We start from the raw sequence: 18,029 nt of genomic DNA on the forward strand, positions 1-18,029 counted from the left end.
AGGATGGGCGGATGCACATGAAGCGCACGGCCGAGGCGGCCCGGTGAGCAGGTACGACGTCACGGACGAACAGTGGGAGGGACTCGCGCAGGTGGTGCCCCTGCGCAGTCGCAACGAATGGCCCTCCCGGGTGGACCACCGCACCATCCCCAAGGGTCCCGGGGCCGCGGCGGCGGAACAGCGGCGCTTCGTGGTGATCCGGGTCCAGATCTTCGCCGACGCGCGGGAGGTCGCCGAGTACCTGATCGCGCAGATCCCCGTCCTGCTGGACCTCACGGGCGCGGACGGCGAAGTGGCCAAGCGGATCCTCGACTTCAGCAGCGGCGTCGTCTTCGGACTGGGCAGCGGCATGCACCGGGTCGACCGGAACGTCTTCCTGCTGGCCCCGGTCGGCACCGAGGTCGAGGGAATCGCGGCCGCGGCCGTCCCCCGATCGTAGGAAGGTCGCGGCGACGGAACGGTTCGCCGCGTCCACGGGTGGTCCGACGGCCCGTACCGTCCCGTCATGGACGTCACCCTGGACGCGCGCCGACCCCCGGTCGCCGCGACCGACACCCCCACACGCCCGACCCCTCGGCCCGATGCGCCTGTTCACCCGCACACCCGGCCCGAAGCCCCCGCCCGCTCGGCCACGGCCCCGGACGCCCCACCCCCTTCGGCGGTGGCGACGGACGCCCCGCCGCGGTCGGTCGTGGCGGCGGACGCCCCACCCCGTTCGGCGGTGGCGACGGACGCTCGCGTGCGCCCGGCCGCCGTGACGGGGAGCCCCACGCGCCCGGCCGATGCCGGCGACGCCGGTCCGGGCCCGGCCGGTGCGACCGACCCCGGCGTGCGCACCGGTGTCGGCGCCGATTCCGGCACGCGCCCGGCCGGCGCCGGCCGGGCGCCCTCGGTCGTCGGGGCGGGCGCCCGGGTGCGTACGGCCGCACCGACCGCCGGCCCCGGACGCGCGGACGCGGCCGGGTCCGGGCCCGCCGGCCCGACACACCTGCGGCCGACCGTCACCGAACTGCGCCTCTCCGCCTTCGCGGCGCACCGGGCCGCGGTGTTCCCGCTCGGGCCCGTCACCCTCTTCGCCGGGTCGAGCGGCAGCGGCAAGTCCCAGGCCCTGGCCGCCTACCAGGCCCTGGCCGGACTCGGATGCGGCAGCCCGCTCGACGACGTGTTCCCGGACCCGGTCGCCCGGGTGCCCGAAACGGCCGTCCCCGACGCCGACGGGCGGCGCGGGTTCCGGATCGGCTGCACCGTCGACGGCCCGGTCGGGCCGGTCCGCCTCGACCTCGCCGTACAGGCCGAGCCCGAGCTGCGCGTCGTCGGCGAACGGCTCTCGCAGGACGGCCAGATCCTGCTCAGCACCGCCCTGCGCGACCCCCGCCGACGATCCGTCCAGGCCGGCTGGTTCACCGGGGGCGCCGTCGGCGTCACCCGCGCCCCGCTGCCCGACGACCGGCTCGGCACCGCCCTGCTGCCCCTGCGGGTCGCCGGCTCCACCGCGGGACAGCGGCGCGTCCTGGCCGCGGCCGAGCAGGTGGTGGTGGCGCTGCGCTCGGTGTTCCCCTGCGACCCCCGCCCCGAGCGGATGCGCGGGCCCGTCACGCCCGGCGAGGGCCGGCTGCGCGGCGACTGCGCCAACCTGGCCGACGTCCTGCGCCGGACCCGCCACGAATGCGGCACCCGGCACGCCCTGCTCGCCGCGGCGGCCCGCACCGGGTGCGCCGGCCCGGTGGCCGCGCTCGACGTACGGGTCTGCGAGGGCGAACCGGGCGGCGGCGACGGCGCCTTCGGCGCGTTCCAGGCCGCCCGGACGGGGCTCGTCACCGGCCTGCTCGACCGCGGCCCCGGGCGCCCCGCCACCGAACTCGGCCGGCTCGCCGCGGGCGAACTCCGCTTCCTGGCCCTGGCCCTGGTCCTGCTCACCGGCCCCGGCGTGCTGGCCGTGGACCCCGCCGCCGAGCTGCTGTCCGCGCGGCAGGCGCTGACCGTGCTCGCCGACGACCTCGACCGCGGGCTGGACCGGCGCCAGAGCGCCGAGGTGCTGCGGCTGGCCCTGCTGTCCGGCGCGCGCGGCCACATCCGGCTGGTCGGCGCCATCGGCGAGGACACCGCCGGAACCGCCCGGGATCTTCCGGGCGTCTCGGTGGTAGACCTGTCCCCATGAACGCCGTACCCATGGACGACAGCCAGGACTTCCCCGCGGACTGCTCCGAGGACTTCACCACGGGCTCCCGGGAGGGCGCTCGGGAGGGCTCTCGTGAGGAGCGGGAGGAGCGGCTCCAGCGGTTGCAGCGGCGGCTCGCCGAGTTCGCCGCGGCCCGGGGGTGGGGTCCGTACCACACGCCCAAGAACCTGGCCGTGGCCCTGAGCGTGGAGGCGTCGGAACTGGTCGAGATCTTCCAATGGCTGACACCGGAAGAGTCCGCCGCGGTGATGGAAAAGCCCGAAACCGCACACAAGGTGGCCGACGAGGTGGCCGACGTGCTCGCGTATCTGCTGCAATTCTGTGAGGTCCTGGGGGTGGACGTGCTGGACGCGCTCGCCGCGAAGATCGAGAGGAACGAACTCCGTTTCCCGGTGGCCGGAACCTCGACCACTGATCGTCACTCTTCGGAGTGATGGCGTCGTCCACAACCACGTTTTGTGTCCACAGATTTCCGAATACCCCTGGCTTTACTGGCTCGTTGCCTTCACTCTGGGTAGTGGAGAACGGCGGATGTCGTGCGGACGGGGGACGGCATATGGATGCGGTACGGCTCATCGCGGCCGGGCGGCACGCGCTGGCACAGAGCGGGGCTGCGTGGGACATCGTGAGCGAGGCCTGGCAGGCCCAGGCGCTCGCCCAAGGAGTGGGGAGCTGGCTGGCGGTCATGGGACCGCCGGAGCTCAGAGCGGAGGCACGAGGACTGGGCGAAGCGGGAGGCAGAGGCTGCGGGGTGATCGACCGGGCCGCACTACGGGGCGAGGGCACGGCGCCCCAGCAGCCGCCGAGGGCGGCGCAACTGACCGGTATGTCGGACATACGCCCGGCGCTCCTGGGGCTCCAGGCGCTGCTCGGTGAGGTCGGCATAGCGCTCGTCGGAGTGGCCTGCGGAACGGACGACGAGAGCCTGTACTGGCAGTCCATGGAATCCATCGACGCGGCGGACGAATCGAGCGACCGGGTTCGGGCCCTGCTGCGCCGGATGACCGTCCGGGAACGAGGATCGGCCTCGGGCGTCGCCTGAGACCACGGGGCGACGGCCGGCGGCCGGGCCGATCGGGGCGCGGAGGCCGCGCGCGTGCGGGCCATCGGGCGGATGGCAGGGGCCACGCTGCCGGGTGCCACGCTGTCGGATGTCGGATGTCGGGTGTCGGGTGCCGGCGCGGGTTGCCGGTGCGAGCGCGCGCACGGGGATTCGAGTGGGGTCCCGCCGCGCGCGCGATCGGGACCCCGTAAGGGCGGAGCGACCGGCCTCAGGGGCGCTCGCCGTCATGCGTTTCGTGGCCGGGAGGCGGCGGGGAGGCCGGGGAGATGCGGTCCGCGGAGTGCTGGAGGTCCGCGTCGAGCTGCGACAGGTCGGCGTTCAGCGCCTCCATCAGCTCCTCCATCTGCTGGAGCAGACCCTTCGGCGCGCCGCCCCCGGCGGGTACCGCGGACTCCTGGCGTGCCTCGTCGTGTGCTGCCCGTCCGGTCGATCCGGTCTGGTGGCGGGTTTCCGGCACGGCCTCGTGGGACATGGCGGCCTCCTCGGCCCTGGCCCCTCCCAGCGGGAGGGCGCGGTGGACGCACCGGACGGTGAGCCGCCGGCGCGCGGGCCGGCGGTCCGGCTCCGTCCGAGCCAACGATCCCCATCCGTGCTGGTCACTGGCGGGTCGGAGGGCGCCGCGTCCGGTTGACGCAGATTCACCCGGCAGGGGAGGGGGACGGGCAGGATGGGGGGCATGGATCTTCGCATTTTCACCGAGCCCCAGCAGGGTGCCGACTACGAGACCCTCCTGACCGTCGCCAAGGCCACCGAGGACCTGGGCTTCGACGCGTTCTTCCGCTCCGACCACTACCTGCGGATGGGCTCCGCCGACGGCCTGCCCGGCCCCACGGACGCCTGGATCACCCTCGCCGGCCTGGCCCGCGAGACCAAGCGGATCCGGCTCGGCACCCTGATGACGGCCGGCACCTTCCGGCTGCCCGGCGTCCTCGCCATCCAGGTGGCGCAGGTCGACCGGATGTCCGGCGGCCGGATCGAGCTCGGGCTGGGCGCCGGCTGGTTCGAGGAGGAGCACAAGGCGTACGGGATCCCCTTCCCCGCCGAGCGGATGTCCCGACTGGAGGAACAACTGGCCATCGTCACCGGCCTGTGGGCCACCGCTCCCGGCGCCACGTTCAACCACCGGGGCAAGTACTACCAGGTGGAGAACTCACCCGCCCTGCCCAAGCCCGCCCAGGCCAAGGTGCCGGTCCTCGTCGGTGGGCACGGCGCCAAGCGCACCCCGCGCCTCGCCGCCCGCTACGCGGACGAGTTCAACATGCCGTTCGCCTCGATCGAGGACAGCCGCCGGCAGTTCGCCCGCGTCAGGGACGCCGCCGCCGAGGCGGGCCGCAAGGCGGACGAACTCGTCTACTCCAACGCCCTCGTCGTGTGCGTGGGCAAGGACGACGCCGAGGTGGCCCGTCGGGCCGCCGCCATCGGCCGTGAGGTGGAAGAACTCAAGGCCAACGGCCTGGCCGGCTCGCCGGACGAGGTCGTCGAGAAGATCGGCACGTACGCCGCCATCGGTTCCTCCCGCGTCTACCTCCAACTCCTCGACCTCGACGACCTGGACCACCTGGAGTTGATCTCCGCCCGGGTGCTGTCCCAGCTCGGCTGAGACCGGAAGGAATCCACCGACATGCCCCGCGCCACCGGCCCGCTCGCCGCAGCCCTGGCCCACCGCGCCGTGCTCCTGGACGGCGGACTGAGCAACCAGCTCGCCGACCAGGGCTGCGACCTGTCCGGCGGCCTCTGGACGGGTCGGGTCCTCGCCGAACGCCCCGACCAGGTCGAGGCCGCCCACACGGCGTACGCGCGGGCCGGTGCCGAGGTACTGACCACGGCCGGCTACCAGATCGGCCCCGACCACCCGCACGCGGCGACCCTGCTGCGCCGGGGCGTCGCCCTGGCCGACGCCGCGGCGCGGACGGCGGCCCACCAGGTCTGGGTGGCCGCTTCGGTGGGCCCGTACGGGGCGGTCCTCGCGGACGGTTCCGAGTACCGGGGCCGGTACGGCCTCACCGTACGCGCACTGGCGGCCTTCCACCGCCCCCGGATCGAGGCGCTCCTGGCGCCCGGCCCGGGGGCGCCGGACGTGTTGGCCCTGGAGACCGTCCCGGACACCGACGAAGCCGAGGCCTTGGTGGACGTACTGGCCGGCACGGGGGCCCGCGCCTGGTTGAGCTACACCGTCGCGGCCGGCCGCACCCGCGCCGGCCAGCCCCTCACCGAAGCGTTCGCGCTCGCCGCCGAGGCCCCCCAGGTGATCGCGGTCGGCGTCAACTGCTGTGATCCGGCCGAGGTGCTGCCCGCCCTCGAAGCGGCCGCAGAGGTGACGGACAAGCCGCTGCTGGCCTACCCGAACGACGGCTCCGTCTGGGACGCCGCCACCCGGACCTGGCACGCCCCGCCCCCCGGCGACGCCTGGCCCACCGACGCCTGGCAGCGTGCCGGAGCGCGGCTCCTCGGCGGTTGCTGCCGCATCACCCCGGACCGCATCGCGCGACTGCGCACCGCCCTCACCGCACGGGGCCGGCCCTGACCCGTCCGTGACCGGCGGAGCGGCCCTGCCGAAGGCCGTCCGACCGGCCGGAGGGCAACCGGCGCGGCGGCCCGGGCCGGGACGAAAAGCAGTGGGCCGCGAGCGTCCCGCGACACATACTGAAGCGCATGTTCCTGACGATCAGCGCGACCGGCACGACCGAGAAACCTGCCACTGACCTGGGCTTCCTGCTGCACAAGCATCCCGGGAAGGCGCAGTCGTTCTCCACCTCCCACGGCACGGCCCACGTGTTCTACCCCGAGGCCACGGCGGAGCGTTGCACGGCCGCGCTGCTGCTGGAGGTGGACCCCGTCGCACTCGTCCGGCGCGGTCAGGGCAAGGGGCGCGGCGGAGCCCCCGACGCCGCGCTCGCGCAGTACGTCAACGACCGTCCCTACGCGGCCTCCTCGCTCCTCGCCGTCGCCCTCAGCGGGGTCTTCCGCACCGCCCTGAAGGGGGTGTGCGCCGCCCGGCCCGAACTGCCTTCCCGGCCGCTCCCGTTGCGCATCGAGATCCCGGTCCTGCCCGCCCGCGGCGGCGCCGAGCTGGTGCACCGCCTCTTCGACCCGCTCGGCTGGCGGGCCGTACGGACCGAGCCCATCGCGCTCGACGAGCGGTTTCCCGCCTGGGGCGACAGCCGCTACGTGCGCCTCGTCCTGGAGGGCGAGCTGAAGCTCGACGACGCCCTGCGCCAGCTGTACGTCCTGCTGCCGGTGCTCGACGACGCCAAGCACTACTGGGTCGCCCCCGACGAGGTCGACAAGCTGCTGCGCGCCGGGGACGGCTGGCTGGCCGCGCACCCCGAGCACGCGCTCATCACCGCCCGCTACCTGGCCCGCCACAAGCGGCTGACCCAGAACGCCCTGGAGCGGCTGGAGCTGGCCCGCCTGGCCGAGGCCGACGGCAGTGAGGTGGAGGAACTCGACAACGCGGTCGACGAGTCCCGGGACACCGAGGACCGGCCGGTGCCGCTCGCCGTGCGGCGGCGCGACGCCGTCCTGGCCGCGCTGCGCGCCGCCGGCGCGAGCCGGGTCCTCGACCTCGGCTGTGGTCAGGGCCAGTTGGTCCAGGCACTGCTCAAGGACGTCTCGTTCACCGAGATCGTCGGCGTCGACGTGTCGATGCGGGCGCTCGGCACGGCCGCCAAACGGCTCCGGCTCGAACGGATGGGGGAGCGGCAGGCCTCCCGCGTCCGGCTCCTGCAGGGCTCGCTCGCCTACACGGACAAGCGGCTCGTCGGCTACGACGCGGCGGTGCTCAGCGAGGTCATCGAGCACCTCGACCTGCCGAGGCTGCCCGCGCTGGAGTACGCCGTCTTCGGCTCGGCCCGCCCCCGGACCGTCCTCGTGACCACCCCGAACGTCGAGTACAACGTCCGCTGGGAGTCCCTGCCCGCCGGGCACGTCCGCCACCGCGACCACCGCTTCGAATGGACCCGCGAGGAGTTCCGGACCTGGGCCGGGGAGGTCGCCGGCCGGTACGGGTACACCGTCGCGTACGTACCCGTGGGCGACGACGACCCCGAGGTCGGCCCGCCGACCCAGATGGCGGTCTTCACCCAGGCCCACGGCGCCCCGGACACCGCCACCACCACCAGCACCACGACCACCACCACCGAGACCCCGAAGGAGGGCGAGGCGGCATGAGCGTCACCGAGACCCCCCGCGACGCGCGTCGCGTACTACCCGTCACCGACCTGTCCCTCGTCGTGCTGATAGGGGCCACCGGATCGGGCAAGTCCACCTTCGCCCGCAAGCACTTCAAGCCGACCGAGGTCCTCTCCTCCGACTTCTGTCGGGGCCTGGTCGCCGACGACGAGAACGACCAGAGCGCCAGCCGGGACGCCTTCGACGTCCTGCACCACATCGCCGGCAAGCGCCTCGCCGCGGGTCGTCTCACCGTCGTCGACGCCACCAGCGTCCAGGCCGAGGCCCGCCGGGGGCTCGTCGCGCTGGCCCGCGAGCACGACGTACTGCCCATCGCCATCGTCCTCGACATGCCCGAGGCGGTCTGCGCCGAACGCAACGCCGCCCGCCCCGACCGGGCCGCACTGCCGCGCCGGGTCATCCAGCGGCACCGCAGCGAGCTGCGCCGTTCGCTGCGCGGACTGGAGCGCGAGGGCTTCCGCAAGGTCCACGTCCTGCGCTCGGTGGAGGAGGTCGAGTCGGCCGAAGTGGTGCTGGAGAAGCGCTACAACGACCTCACCCACCTCACAGGCCCCTTCGACATCATCGGTGACATCCACGGCTGTTCCTCCGAGCTGGAGACCCTGCTCAGCAAGCTCGGCTACCGCGACGGCGTCCATCCCGAGGGCCGCACCGCCGTCTTCGTGGGCGACCTCGTCGACCGCGGCCCGGACAGCCCCGGCGTCCTGCGCCGGGTGATGGGCATGGTCGGGGCGGGCCACGCCCTGTGCGTCCCCGGCAACCACGAGAACAAGCTCGGCCGGTACCTCAAGGGATCCAAGGTCCAGCGCACCCACGGCTTGGCCGAGACCATCGAGCAGCTCGACCGCGAGCCGGCGGAGTTCGTCAAGGAGGTAAGGGAGTTCATCGCCGGCCTGGTCAGCCACTACGTCCTCGACGGCGGCCGGCTGGTGGTCTGTCACGCCGGGCTGCCCGAGAAGTACCACGGCCGCACCTCCGGCCGGGTCCGCTCGCACGCGCTCTACGGCGAGACCACCGGCGAGACCGACGAGTTCGGCCTGCCCGTGCGCTACCCGTGGGCCGAGGACTACCGGGGCAAGGCCGTCGTCGTCTACGGCCACACCCCCGTCCCGGACACCAGCTGGATCAACAACACCATCTGCCTCGACACCGGAGCCGTCTTCGGCGGCCGGATGACCGCCCTGCGCTGGCCGGAGCGCGAACTGGTCGACGTCCCGGCCGAGAAGGTCTGGTACGAGCCGGTCAAGCCGCTCGCCGCGGAGGCGCCCGGCGGCCACGAAGGCCGCCCGCTCGACCTCGCCGACGTCCACGGCCGCCGCGTCGTCGAGACCGGACACCTGGGCAACATCACCGTCCGCGAGGAGAACGCGGCCGCGGCCCTTGAGGTCATGAGCCGTTTCGCCGTGGACCCGAGGCTGGTGCCCTACCTCCCGCCGACGATGGCGCCGACCGCGACCGCGAAGGAGGACACCCGCGACGCAGCCGCCGACGGATCCTTCCTGGAACACCCGGCCGAGGCCTTCGCCCAGTACCGCGCGGACGGCGTCGAGCGGGTCGTGTGCGAGGAGAAGCACATGGGCTCCCGGGCCACCGTCCTGCTGTGCCGCGACGCCGACGCGGCGCGGGAGAGGTTCGGCGTGGACAGCGGAGTCACCGGTTCCCTCTACACCCGCACCGGCCGGCCCTTCTTCCAGGAGGCCGAGGTCACCGAGGAGTTCCTCGGTCGGCTGCGCGGCGCGGTCGACGACGCCGGGCTCTGGGCGGAGCTCGACACGGACTGGCTGCTCATCGACGGGGAACTGCTGCCCTGGTCGCTGAAGTCCACCGGCCTGCTCCGCAACCAGTACGCCGCAGTCGGCGCGGCCTCGCGCACCGTCCTCCCGGACGCCGTGGCCGCCCTGGAGGCGGCCGTCGCCCGGGGCGTCGACACCGGGCCCCTGCTGGAGCGGCAGCGGGGCAGGTCCGCCGACGCCGCCGCCTTCACCGAGGCGTACCGGCGCTACTGCTGGCCCACCGACGGGCTGGACGGCGTACGGTTCGCGCCGTTCCAACTGCTCGCGGCGGCCGGGCGCTCCCTGGCCACCGTGGCCCACGACGAGCAGCTGGCCTGGCTGGACCGGCTCGCGGCGGCGGACGAGAGCGCCGGCACCGGGCTGCTGCGCCGCACCGGCCGGGTGTTCGTGGACACCGGCGACGAGGCGTCGGTGAAGGCGGCCACCGACTGGTGGCTCGACCTGACGGCGACGGGCGGCGAGGGCATGGTCGTCAAGCCGCTCCAGGCCTACGCCCGTGACGGCAAGGGCCGGTTGGTCCAGCCCGGCGTCAAGGTCCGGGGCCGCGAGTACCTGCGGATCATCTACGGTCCGGAGTACACGCGCCCCGACCACCTGGAGCGTCTGCGCGGCCGGTTCCTCGGGCACAAGCGCTCCCTCGCCCTGCGCGAGTACGCGCTGGGGCTGGAGGCCCTCGACCGACTGGCGGCCGGGGAGCCGCTGTGGCGGGTGCACGAGGCCGTCTTCGCCGTGCTCGCCCTGGAGTCGGAGCCGGTCGACCCCCGCCTGTGAGGGCGCCGGGCACCGGCCGGTGACACGGGCGGGGCCCGGACCCGGTCCGACCCCCGCCCGTGTCACCGGCGTTCGGCGAGGACGACGGCCCACCGGGGCGCGGCGGGAGTACGGCCGAGGGCCGGCCGGGCCGTGCACCGTTGGGCCGGTCCCCCCAGCGGTCCCCCGTCGGCGGAGCGTACGACCACGACGTGCGGCGCTGCCGGGGGTCGAGGCGCCCGGACGGGTGGGCCGGATCTGCGCCCCGGCCCTTACGCGGCCCGCCCCGGCCCCGTACACGCGATGCCCGCGAAGTAGGCCGTATGGGGGAACTTGCGCGTCGAACGCCGGGGAAACCCCCGGCGGGATCGTTCATCCAGGGCAGCGGAATGTCCGCGACCCTGGAAGGACGGAACGTCACTTATGAAGATGACCGCGCGCGGAAGCCTTGCGGCACTCATGACCTGTATGGCCGCGGCCGGTGCGGCCTCACCGGCCGTCGCCCAGTCGGTTCCGGTGGGTGTCCCGCTGGAAGCCGTGGAGACCACGCTGGGCGTGGCCACCCCCCGCGTGGCCACCTCGGTGCCCGTCCCGGTCGTCGGCGCCCCCGAGGCGCCCCGCCACCACACCGGCGACCTGCTCCCGACCCCACTGATCCCGGTGGTGCCGATCGGCACCGACCTCGGCGGCACCAACGTCACCTCGCCCGTGCCGAACCTGGCGGGCGCGCCCGAGACCGACGGCGAGGGTTCCCTGGAGTCCCCGGCGACGACCCTGCTGGCCCGCAGCCCGGGTGCGATCGTCGGCGCCCCGCTGACGATGCCGGACGGCAGCAACCACGGGATCCCGAACCTGACCACGCCCAAGTTGGGCCTGACCACCCCGGAGCTGATCGGCGCTCCGACCGCGCTCCTCGGCCTGCGCTGAGACCGCCCGGCCGTAGCGCGTTCGAAAAGCAGCCCGGTCTGGGAACGTGTAGGGCATGGGATTCCATGTCGACTCCGAGACCGGGCGGCTTCGCCGCGTCATCCTCCACCGGCCCGATCTGGAGCTGAAGCGGCTCACACCAAGCAACAAGGACGCCCTGCTCTTCGACGACGTGCTGTGGGTGCGCAGGGCCCGTCAGGAACACGACGGCTTCGCCGACGTGCTCCGCGACCGGGGCGTCGCCGTGCACCTGTTCGGTGACCTGCTGCGGGAGTCCCTCGGCATCCCCGAGGCGAGGAACCTCGTACTGGACCGGGTCTTCGACGAGAAGGAGTACGGGCCGCTCGCCACCGGCCACCTGAGAGCGGCGTTCGACGGGCTCTCCCCGGCCGACCTCGCCGAGGCGCTCGTCGGCGGCATGACCAAGCGGGAGTTCCTGGAGCGGCACCCCGAACCGGTGTCGGTGCGCTTCCACGCGATGGACCTCGACGACTTCCTGCTGGGGCCGCTGCCCAACCACCTGTTCACGCGGGACACCTCGGCCTGGATCTACGACGGGGTGTCGATCAACGCGATGCGCTGGCCGGCCCGACGGCGCGAGACCGTGCACTTCGAGGCGATCTACCGGCACCACCCGCTGTTCACCGGTTCCGGCGCCTTCCACTACTGGTCGCAGGGGCAGTCCGACTACCCGTCGACGATCGAGGGCGGGGACGTCCTCGTCATCGGGAACGGCGCCGTACTGATCGGGATGAGCGAGCGCACCACCCCGCAGGCGGTGGAGATGCTCGCGCGGGGCCTGTTCGCCGCCGGGTCGGCGACCGTCATCGTCGCGCTCGACATGCCCAAGCGGCGGGCCTTCATGCACCTCGACACGGTGATGACGATGGTCGACGCGGACACCTTCACCCAGTACGCGGGGCTCGGCATGCTCCGCTCCTACACGATCCGGCCGGGGGAGGGGGGCCTCGGCCTCCGGGTGAGCGACCACGCGCCGGAACACATGCACAAGGCGATCGCGGAGGCCCTCGGGCTCGGCAAGATCCGCGTGCTCACGGCCACGCAGGACGTGCACTCGGCGGAACGCGAGCAGTGGGACGACGGCTGCAACGTGCTGGCCGTCGAACCGGGGGTGGTCGTCGCGTACGAGAGGAACGTGACCACCAACACGCACCTGCGCCGGGAGGGCATCGAGGTGATCGAGATCCCCGGCAGCGAGCTGGGTCGTGGCCGCGGCGGGCCGCGGTGCATGAGCTGCCCGGTCGAGCGGGACGCCGTCTGAGGCCCGCCTGCCCGGCTCGCGCGTCCACCCACTCCAGGCTCTGTATATCAATACAAGGGATCGTATAGACTTCCATCACCCCATGTCAGCGTCACACTGGAGAGTCCCCATGGCCACCGACCTCTTCGGCCGCAGTTTCCTCAAGGAGCTCGACTTCACCGCCGCCGAGTTCCGCGGTCTGGTCGAGCTGGCGGCCGAACTCAAGGCGGCGAAGAAGGCCGGTGCGGAGGAGCGGCGCCTGGCGGGCACGAACATCGCGCTGATCTTCGAGAAGACCTCCACGCGCACCCGCTGCGCCTTCGAGGTCGCCGCCGCGGACCAGGGCGCCGCCACCGTGTACCTGGACCCCTCCGGCTCCCAGATGGGGCACAAGGAGTCCGTCCGCGACACGGCGCGCGTCCTCGGCCGGATGTTCGACGGGATCGAGTACCGGGGTGACAGTCAGGACGCGGTCGAGGAGCTCGCCGCCCATGCCGGCGTGCCCGTCTTCAACGGCCTGACGAACGACTGGCACCCCACGCAGATGCTCGCGGACGTGCTCACGATCACCGAGCACGGCACGAAGCCGCTGGAGCGGACCGCGCTGGCCTACCTGGGCGACGCGCGCTTCAACATGGGCAACTCCTACCTGGTGACCGGCGCGCTGCTGGGCATCGACGTACGGATCGTCGCGCCGAAGGAGTACTGGCCGGCCGAGGCCGTCGTGGCCCGGGCCCGGGAGCTGGCCGTGGCCTCCGGGGCCCGGATCACCCTCACCGAGGACGTCGCGGAGGGCGTGGCGCAGGCCGACTTCGTGGCCACCGACGTGTGGGTCTCCATGGGTGAGCCCAAGGAGGTCTGGGCCGAGCGGATCCGGGCCCTGGTCCCGTACGCCGTCACGATGGACGTGCTGCGGGCGACGGGCAACCCGGAGGTGAGGTTCCTGCACTGCCTGCCCGCCTACCACGACCTCGGGACCGAGGTCGCGCGCGACGTGCACGAGCGGTACGGCCTGGACTCGCTGGAGGTCACGGACGAGGTGTTCGAATCCGCGCACTCCGTCGTGTTCGACCAGGCCGAGAACCGGCTCCACACGATCAAGGCCGTCCTGGTGGCCACGCTCGCGAAGCCGCTCGCATAGTCATGCGCGGGGCCGCGGCACGCAGGCGTCCGTGCCGGCCGCGGCCCGCGCCACGAGGGTGAACCAGACGGCCTTGCCGTGCGCGGTACGGCGGTGGCCGCAGGCGGAACTCAGCGTCCGGATCAGCAGCAGGCCGCGGCCGTGCTCCTGCCAGGGGTCGGGGTGGGCGTCGTCCGGGCGGGCCGTCAGATCGCCCGGCGGGTACGGGTCCCCGTCGTGGACCTCGACCTGGCAGCCGTTCGCCAGGAGTTCCACGACCAGCTCGATCCCGGCGCCCTGGGCGGTGTGCTCCACGGCGTTGGCGACCAGCTCGGCCGTCAGCAGTTCCGCGGTGTCGCTGTCGGCGGCCGGCTCGGCCTCCGTGAGCGCGGTCCGGACCAGGGCCCGCGCGAGGGGCACGGCGGCGGTCGTGTGCGGGAGGGCGATCCGCCAGGCGGCGGGATCGGGCACGGCGTGCCTCCGTCTTCGTCGGTGGGCGATGGCTCGTGGGGCGGATCGTCCCGGCGCAGGGGGGTGCCGGGTTGCGGGAAGGGGAACTCCCGCTTTCAACCATACGAACCCTCGTCGGCGCCCCGTAGGGCACCCCGACCGAACGGCGTGCAACCACGGTCACCGGGCGGGCGGGACCTTCGTCACGCCCGCTCCGCCGCCACCCGTCTGTCGCGTTTCCGTGACGGTGGTCAAGAGTCGGTGATACCGTCGGTTCCGTGAGCCCCTTCACCGGTTCCACACCAGCGACCGAACGGTGGCGCCACCTGCGGGTGACCCGGCAGGACGGCGTGGCCACCGTCACCCTCGACCGCCCCGAGAAGCTGAACGCGCTCACCTTCGGCGCCTACGCCGACCTGCGCGACCTGCTCGCCGAACTGTCCCGGGAACGCTCCGTGCGCGCCCTCGTCCTGGCCGGTGAGGGACGCGGCTTCTGCTCCGGCGGGGACGTGGACGAGATCATCGGCGCCACCCTCGCCATGGACACCGCCGAACTCCTCGACTTCAACCGGATGACCGGCCAGGTGGTTCGCGCCGTGCGCGAATGCCCCTTCCCGGTGATCGCCGCCGTGCACGGGGTGGCCGCCGGCGCCGGCGCCGTCCTCGCGCTCGCCGCCGACTTCCGGATCGCCGACCCCACCGCCCGCTTCGCGTTCCTCTTCACCCGGGTCGGGCTCTCCGGCGGCGACATGGGCGCCGCCTACCTGCTGCCCCGGGTCGTCGGCCTCGGCCACGCCACCCGGCTCCTCATGCTCGGAGAGCCCGTACGGGCCCCCGAGGCGGAACGCATCGGGCTCCTCAGCGAACTCGTCGACGAGGGCAAGGCGGACGCCCGGGCCGCCGAACTCGCCGCCCGCCTCGCCGCCGGCCCCGCCCTCGCCCACGCCCAGACCAAGGCCCTGCTGACCGCCGAACTCGACATGCCGCTGGCCGCGTCGGTCGAGCTGGACGCCAACACCCAGGCCCTCCTCATGCACGGCCAGGACTACGCGGAGTTCCACGCGGCCTTCACCGGGAAGCGCCCGCCGCAGTGGAAGGGCAGGTAGCCGGATGACCACGAGCGCCCTGCGGGTGGCCGTCGTCGGAGGGGGACCCGGCGGCCTGTACACCGCCGCACTCCTCGCCCGGCAGGGCCACTCCGTCGAGGTCTGGGAGCGACGCGCCCCCGAGGACACCTTCGGCTTCGGCGTCGTCCTCTCCGACGAGACCCTGGGCGGCATCGAACGGGCGGACAGCGTCGTCCACACCGCGCTGGGCGCCGAGTTCGTCCGCTGGGACGACGTGGACGTCGTGCACCGCGGCCGGCTCCTCACCTCCGGCGGACACGGCTTCGCCGCGCTGGGCCGGCGCCGACTGCTGGAGATCCTGCACGAGCGCTGCGCCGGCCTCGGGGTCCGGCTCCGCTTCCGTACCGGGGCCCCCGACGCCTTCGCGCTCGCCGAGACCCATGACCTGGTCGTCGCCGCCGACGGGGTGCACAGCGCCACCCGCGCCGCCGGTGCCGCCCACTTCCGGCCCACCGTCACCGAAGGACGCTGCCGCTACATCTGGCTCGCCGCCGACTTCGCCTTCGACGCGTTCCGCTTCGAGATCGCCGAGACCGAGCACGGCGTCATGCAGCTGCACGCCTACCCGTACTCCGCCGACGCCTCCACCGTGATCGTCGAGATGCGCGAGGAGGTGTGGCGAGCGGCCGGGTTCGACCTCTGCGACGAGGACGAGTCGGCGGCCCGCTGCGCCAAGACCTTCTCCGACGCCCTGCGGGGACGGCCCCTGCGCGGCAACCGCTCCGCCTGGACCCGCTTCCCGACCGTGACGTGCGGGCAGTGGTCGCACGGGAACGTCGCCCTCGTCGGCGACGCCGCGCACACCGCCCACTTCTCCATCGGCTCCGGCACCAAACTCGCCGTCGAGGACGCCCTCGCCCTCGCCGACGCCCTGGCGGCGGCGCGGGCCGACGGGCGCGGCGTACCGCAGGCCCTCGCCGCGTACGAGGAGGACCGGCGCCCCGCCGTGGCCAGCACCCAACGCGCGGCAGCCGCCAGCATGCGCTGGTTCGAGGAGATCGACTCCTACGTCGCCCAGCCCGCCCGACAGTTCGCCTTCAACCTGCTCACCCGGAGCCGCCGCGTCACCCACGACAACCTCCGGCTGCGCGACCCCCGCTTCACCCGGGCGGTGGAACGCGACTTCGGCTGCCCGCAGCAGGACCCGCAGGACCCGCTCGGCACGGGGACGCCGCCCATGTTCACCCCGTTCACCCTGCGGGGGCTGACCCTGCGCAACCGCGTCGTCGTCTCGCCCATGGACATGTACTCAGCGCGCGACGGGGTGCCCGGGGACTTCCACCTCGTGCACCTCGGGGCGCGGGCCCTGGGCGGCGCCGGACTCGTCATGACCGAGATGGTCTGCGTGAGCCCCGAGGGCCGCATCACGCCCGCCTGCGCCGGCCTGTGGACGGCGGACCAGGCCGCCGCCTGGAAGCGGATCGTGGACTTCGTCCACACCTCCGCGCCCGGGGCGGCCCTCGGCGTCCAACTCGGGCACTCCGGCCGCAAGGGCTCGACGCGCGTGATGTGGGAGGGCATGGACGAACCCCTCCCGCAGGACAACTGGCCGCTCGTCGCGGCCTCCGCCCTGCCCTACAAGCCGGGCGTGTCCGCCGTCCCGCGCGCCCTCACCACCGACGACCTCGGCGCCATCCGCTCCGAGTTCGCGGCGGCGGCCGTACGCGCCGCGGACTGCGGGTTCGACCTGCTGGAGCTGCACTGCGCCCACGGATACCTGCTGTCCGGGTTCCTCTCCCCGCTCACCAACCACCGCGACGACGCCTACGGCGGCCCCCTGGAGAACCGGCTGCGGTTCCCCCTGGAGGTCTTCGACGCGGTCCGCGAGGTCTGGCCACCGGACCGCCCCATGACCGTCCGGCTCTCCGCGACCGACTGGGCCCCCGGCGGAACCACGCCCGAGGAGGCCGAGCGGATCGCCGCCGCCTTCGCCGCCCACGGAGCCGACGCCGTGGACGTGTCCACGGGGCAGGTCGTGGCCGACGAACAACCCGAGTACGGGCGCTCCTACCAGACCCCGCACGCCGACCGGATCCGCAACGCCCTCGGCGTCCCCGTCATCGCGGTCGGCGCCATCTCCTCCTGGGACGACGTCAACTCCCTGCTCCTCGCAGGCCGCGCCGACCTGTGCGCGGTCGGCCGCCCCCACCTCTACGACCCGAACTGGACCCTGCACGCGGCCGCCGACCAGGACTACGCGGGCCCGGCCGCCCCCTGGCCCGACCCGTACCGCGCGGGCAGCCGCAAACCCCCGACGGGCCGGGGCTGACGACCCGGGGGGCGCGCGCTCACACCACCTCCAGCAGGACCCGGTCGTCGCACGGGACGTAGCCGAGGCGCCGGTACACGCCGTTGCTGGTCGGGTTCGCCAGGTCGGTGAAGAGGAGCACCTCGCGCGCGCCGGCCGCCCGCGCCTCCAGGGTCGCGGCGTGCGTCACCCCCGCGGCGTACCCCCGACCGCGTTCCCGCGGCGGCGTGTACACCGGGCCGATCCGGGAGGCGGAGCCGATCGGGCGGGAGAAGGCCGCCACCGACACCGGGGCGCCGGCGTGCTCCCACAGCAGGAACCCGCCGTACGAGATCCGGTCGCGCAGGGCCGCCGGGGAGGCCGTGCCCGGGCTGCCGACCTCCCGGTTGAACTCCGTGATCCACTCCAGCAGCAGCGGCAGGTCGCCCTCCCGCGCGGGCCGGACCCGCCCCGGCGGCAGCGGGTGCGGGGCGGCCAGGGTGCCCAGCCGGTACAGCCTGGTCTCCTCCACGACCCGGACCGGCGCCCCCACGCCCCGGCCAGGATCGACGCGTCCGCGCTGCGGGCGTCGACGCCGGCGACCCCCGCGAGCAGCGGATCCGTGGCGAGGGCGGCCCCCAGTGCCGGTAAGGCCTCCGGGGGCAGCGTGCCGAGCAGCAGCGGGAACGGCGGCGTGCGCAGCAGACCGCCTGCGACGGCCCCGTCGGGGCCGGTCCACCAGCCGAAGACGGGATCGGCGGGGCCGTGGGCGTGGGGGCCGCGCCGCTCCAACGAGTCGGCGACGGTCAGCAGGATGGTGTTGACGACGGGCTGCGCGGCCACGGCCGGGCGCGCGACGGCCAGGAAGGCCGCCAGATCAGTGCTGAAGGTCCAGGTCATGGCCCATCGTGCCCGGCCCGGAGGGGCGGGCGCACCGGAGT

Annotated in this window: 16 protein-coding genes; 13 read left to right on the plus strand and 3 right to left on the minus strand. The window is 73.9% G+C overall.

Annotated features, from left to right (window positions below; all coding sequences use genetic code 11):
• Window positions 1–43 precede the first annotated feature (43 nt).
• The 4 genes from ACZ58N_RS34930 (at window position 44) to ACZ58N_RS34945 (ending at window position 3,221) form a co-directional block, all read left to right on the plus strand.
• Window positions 44–439, plus strand: coding sequence for a cell division protein SepF (locus ACZ58N_RS34930; RefSeq protein ID WP_362878053.1), 396 nt, complete (start codon window positions 44–46; stop codon window positions 437–439).
• A 474-nt stretch (window positions 440–913) separates the two neighbouring features.
• The gene (locus ACZ58N_RS34935; protein ID WP_471168483.1) at window positions 914–2,158 is read left to right on the plus strand and encodes an AAA family ATPase; all 1,245 of its coding nucleotides are present in this window, start codon (window positions 914–916) and stop codon (window positions 2,156–2,158) included.
• 122 nt (window positions 2,159–2,280) lie between these two features.
• Window positions 2,281–2,613 (plus strand): nucleotide pyrophosphohydrolase, encoded by a 333-nt coding sequence (locus ACZ58N_RS34940; protein WP_471168486.1) that lies wholly within the window; start codon window positions 2,281–2,283, stop codon window positions 2,611–2,613.
• A gap of 122 nt (window positions 2,614–2,735) precedes the next feature.
• Entirely contained in the window at window positions 2,736–3,221 is a 486-nt protein-coding gene (locus ACZ58N_RS34945; protein ID WP_471168413.1) for a DUF6099 family protein, read from the plus strand.
• 229 nt (window positions 3,222–3,450) lie between these two features.
• Here the strand turns inward: ACZ58N_RS34945 and ACZ58N_RS34950 are convergent, their stop codons facing one another.
• Complete coding sequence (locus ACZ58N_RS34950) at window positions 3,451–3,714, minus strand: hypothetical protein (RefSeq protein WP_471168416.1); 264 nt, start codon at window positions 3,712–3,714, stop codon at window positions 3,451–3,453.
• A gap of 204 nt (window positions 3,715–3,918) precedes the next feature.
• Here ACZ58N_RS34950 and ACZ58N_RS34955 point away from each other — a divergent pair, with 204 nt between their 5' ends.
• From ACZ58N_RS34955 to argF, 7 genes are all read left to right on the plus strand, one after another.
• Complete coding sequence (locus ACZ58N_RS34955) at window positions 3,919–4,842, plus strand: LLM class F420-dependent oxidoreductase (protein ID WP_471168419.1); 924 nt, start codon at window positions 3,919–3,921, stop codon at window positions 4,840–4,842.
• Window positions 4,843–4,863: 21 nt separating this feature from the next.
• Window positions 4,864–5,766: a homocysteine S-methyltransferase gene (gene mmuM / locus ACZ58N_RS34960; protein ID WP_471168421.1), complete on the plus strand. Its 903-nt coding sequence runs from the start codon at window positions 4,864–4,866 to the stop codon at window positions 5,764–5,766.
• Between the two features lie 128 nt (window positions 5,767–5,894).
• Window positions 5,895–7,412 carry a 3' terminal RNA ribose 2'-O-methyltransferase Hen1 gene (locus ACZ58N_RS34965; protein ID WP_471168424.1) on the plus strand — a complete coding sequence of 506 codons (1,518 nt, stop codon included), beginning with the start codon at window positions 5,895–5,897 and terminating at the stop codon, window positions 7,410–7,412.
• Window positions 7,409–9,997 (plus strand): polynucleotide kinase-phosphatase, encoded by a 2,589-nt coding sequence (locus ACZ58N_RS34970; RefSeq protein WP_471168426.1) that lies wholly within the window; start codon window positions 7,409–7,411, stop codon window positions 9,995–9,997. The genes ACZ58N_RS34965 and ACZ58N_RS34970 overlap by 4 nt, the downstream gene beginning before the upstream one ends.
• 438 nt (window positions 9,998–10,435) lie before the next feature.
• Window positions 10,436–10,903, plus strand: a complete 468-nt coding sequence (locus ACZ58N_RS34975; protein WP_471168429.1) for a hypothetical protein — start codon at window positions 10,436–10,438, stop codon at window positions 10,901–10,903.
• A gap of 55 nt (window positions 10,904–10,958) precedes the next feature.
• Window positions 10,959–12,185, plus strand: coding sequence for an arginine deiminase (locus ACZ58N_RS34980; RefSeq protein ID WP_471168432.1), 1,227 nt, complete (start codon window positions 10,959–10,961; stop codon window positions 12,183–12,185).
• Window positions 12,186–12,294: 109 nt separating this feature from the next.
• On the plus strand, window positions 12,295–13,305 hold the full coding sequence (gene argF / locus ACZ58N_RS34985) for an ornithine carbamoyltransferase (protein ID WP_471168434.1): 1,011 nt from the start codon (window positions 12,295–12,297) through the stop codon (window positions 13,303–13,305).
• Here argF and ACZ58N_RS34990 read toward each other — a convergent pair whose 3' ends face one another.
• Window positions 13,306–13,755 (minus strand): ATP-binding protein, encoded by a 450-nt coding sequence (locus ACZ58N_RS34990; protein WP_471168437.1) that lies wholly within the window; start codon window positions 13,753–13,755, stop codon window positions 13,306–13,308. It lies immediately after the preceding gene.
• A gap of 257 nt (window positions 13,756–14,012) precedes the next feature.
• Here ACZ58N_RS34990 and ACZ58N_RS34995 point away from each other — a divergent pair, with 257 nt between their 5' ends.
• Both ACZ58N_RS34995 and ACZ58N_RS35000 read left to right on the plus strand, forming a co-directional pair.
• Window positions 14,013–14,840, plus strand: a complete 828-nt coding sequence (locus tag ACZ58N_RS34995; protein ID WP_471168439.1) for an enoyl-CoA hydratase family protein — start codon at window positions 14,013–14,015, stop codon at window positions 14,838–14,840.
• A 4-nt stretch (window positions 14,841–14,844) separates the two neighbouring features.
• Window positions 14,845–17,130 carry a bifunctional salicylyl-CoA 5-hydroxylase/oxidoreductase gene (locus ACZ58N_RS35000; protein WP_471168442.1) on the plus strand — a complete coding sequence of 762 codons (2,286 nt, stop codon included), beginning with the start codon at window positions 14,845–14,847 and terminating at the stop codon, window positions 17,128–17,130.
• Between the two features lie 19 nt (window positions 17,131–17,149).
• Here ACZ58N_RS35000 and ACZ58N_RS35005 read toward each other — a convergent pair whose 3' ends face one another.
• On the minus strand, window positions 17,150–17,641 hold the full coding sequence (locus ACZ58N_RS35005) for a GNAT family N-acetyltransferase (RefSeq protein ID WP_471168445.1): 492 nt from the start codon (window positions 17,639–17,641) through the stop codon (window positions 17,150–17,152).
• Between the last annotated feature and the right edge of the window lie 388 nt (window positions 17,642–18,029).

The sequence above is a fragment of the Streptomyces sp. NPDC040432 genome (assembly GCF_055595445.1).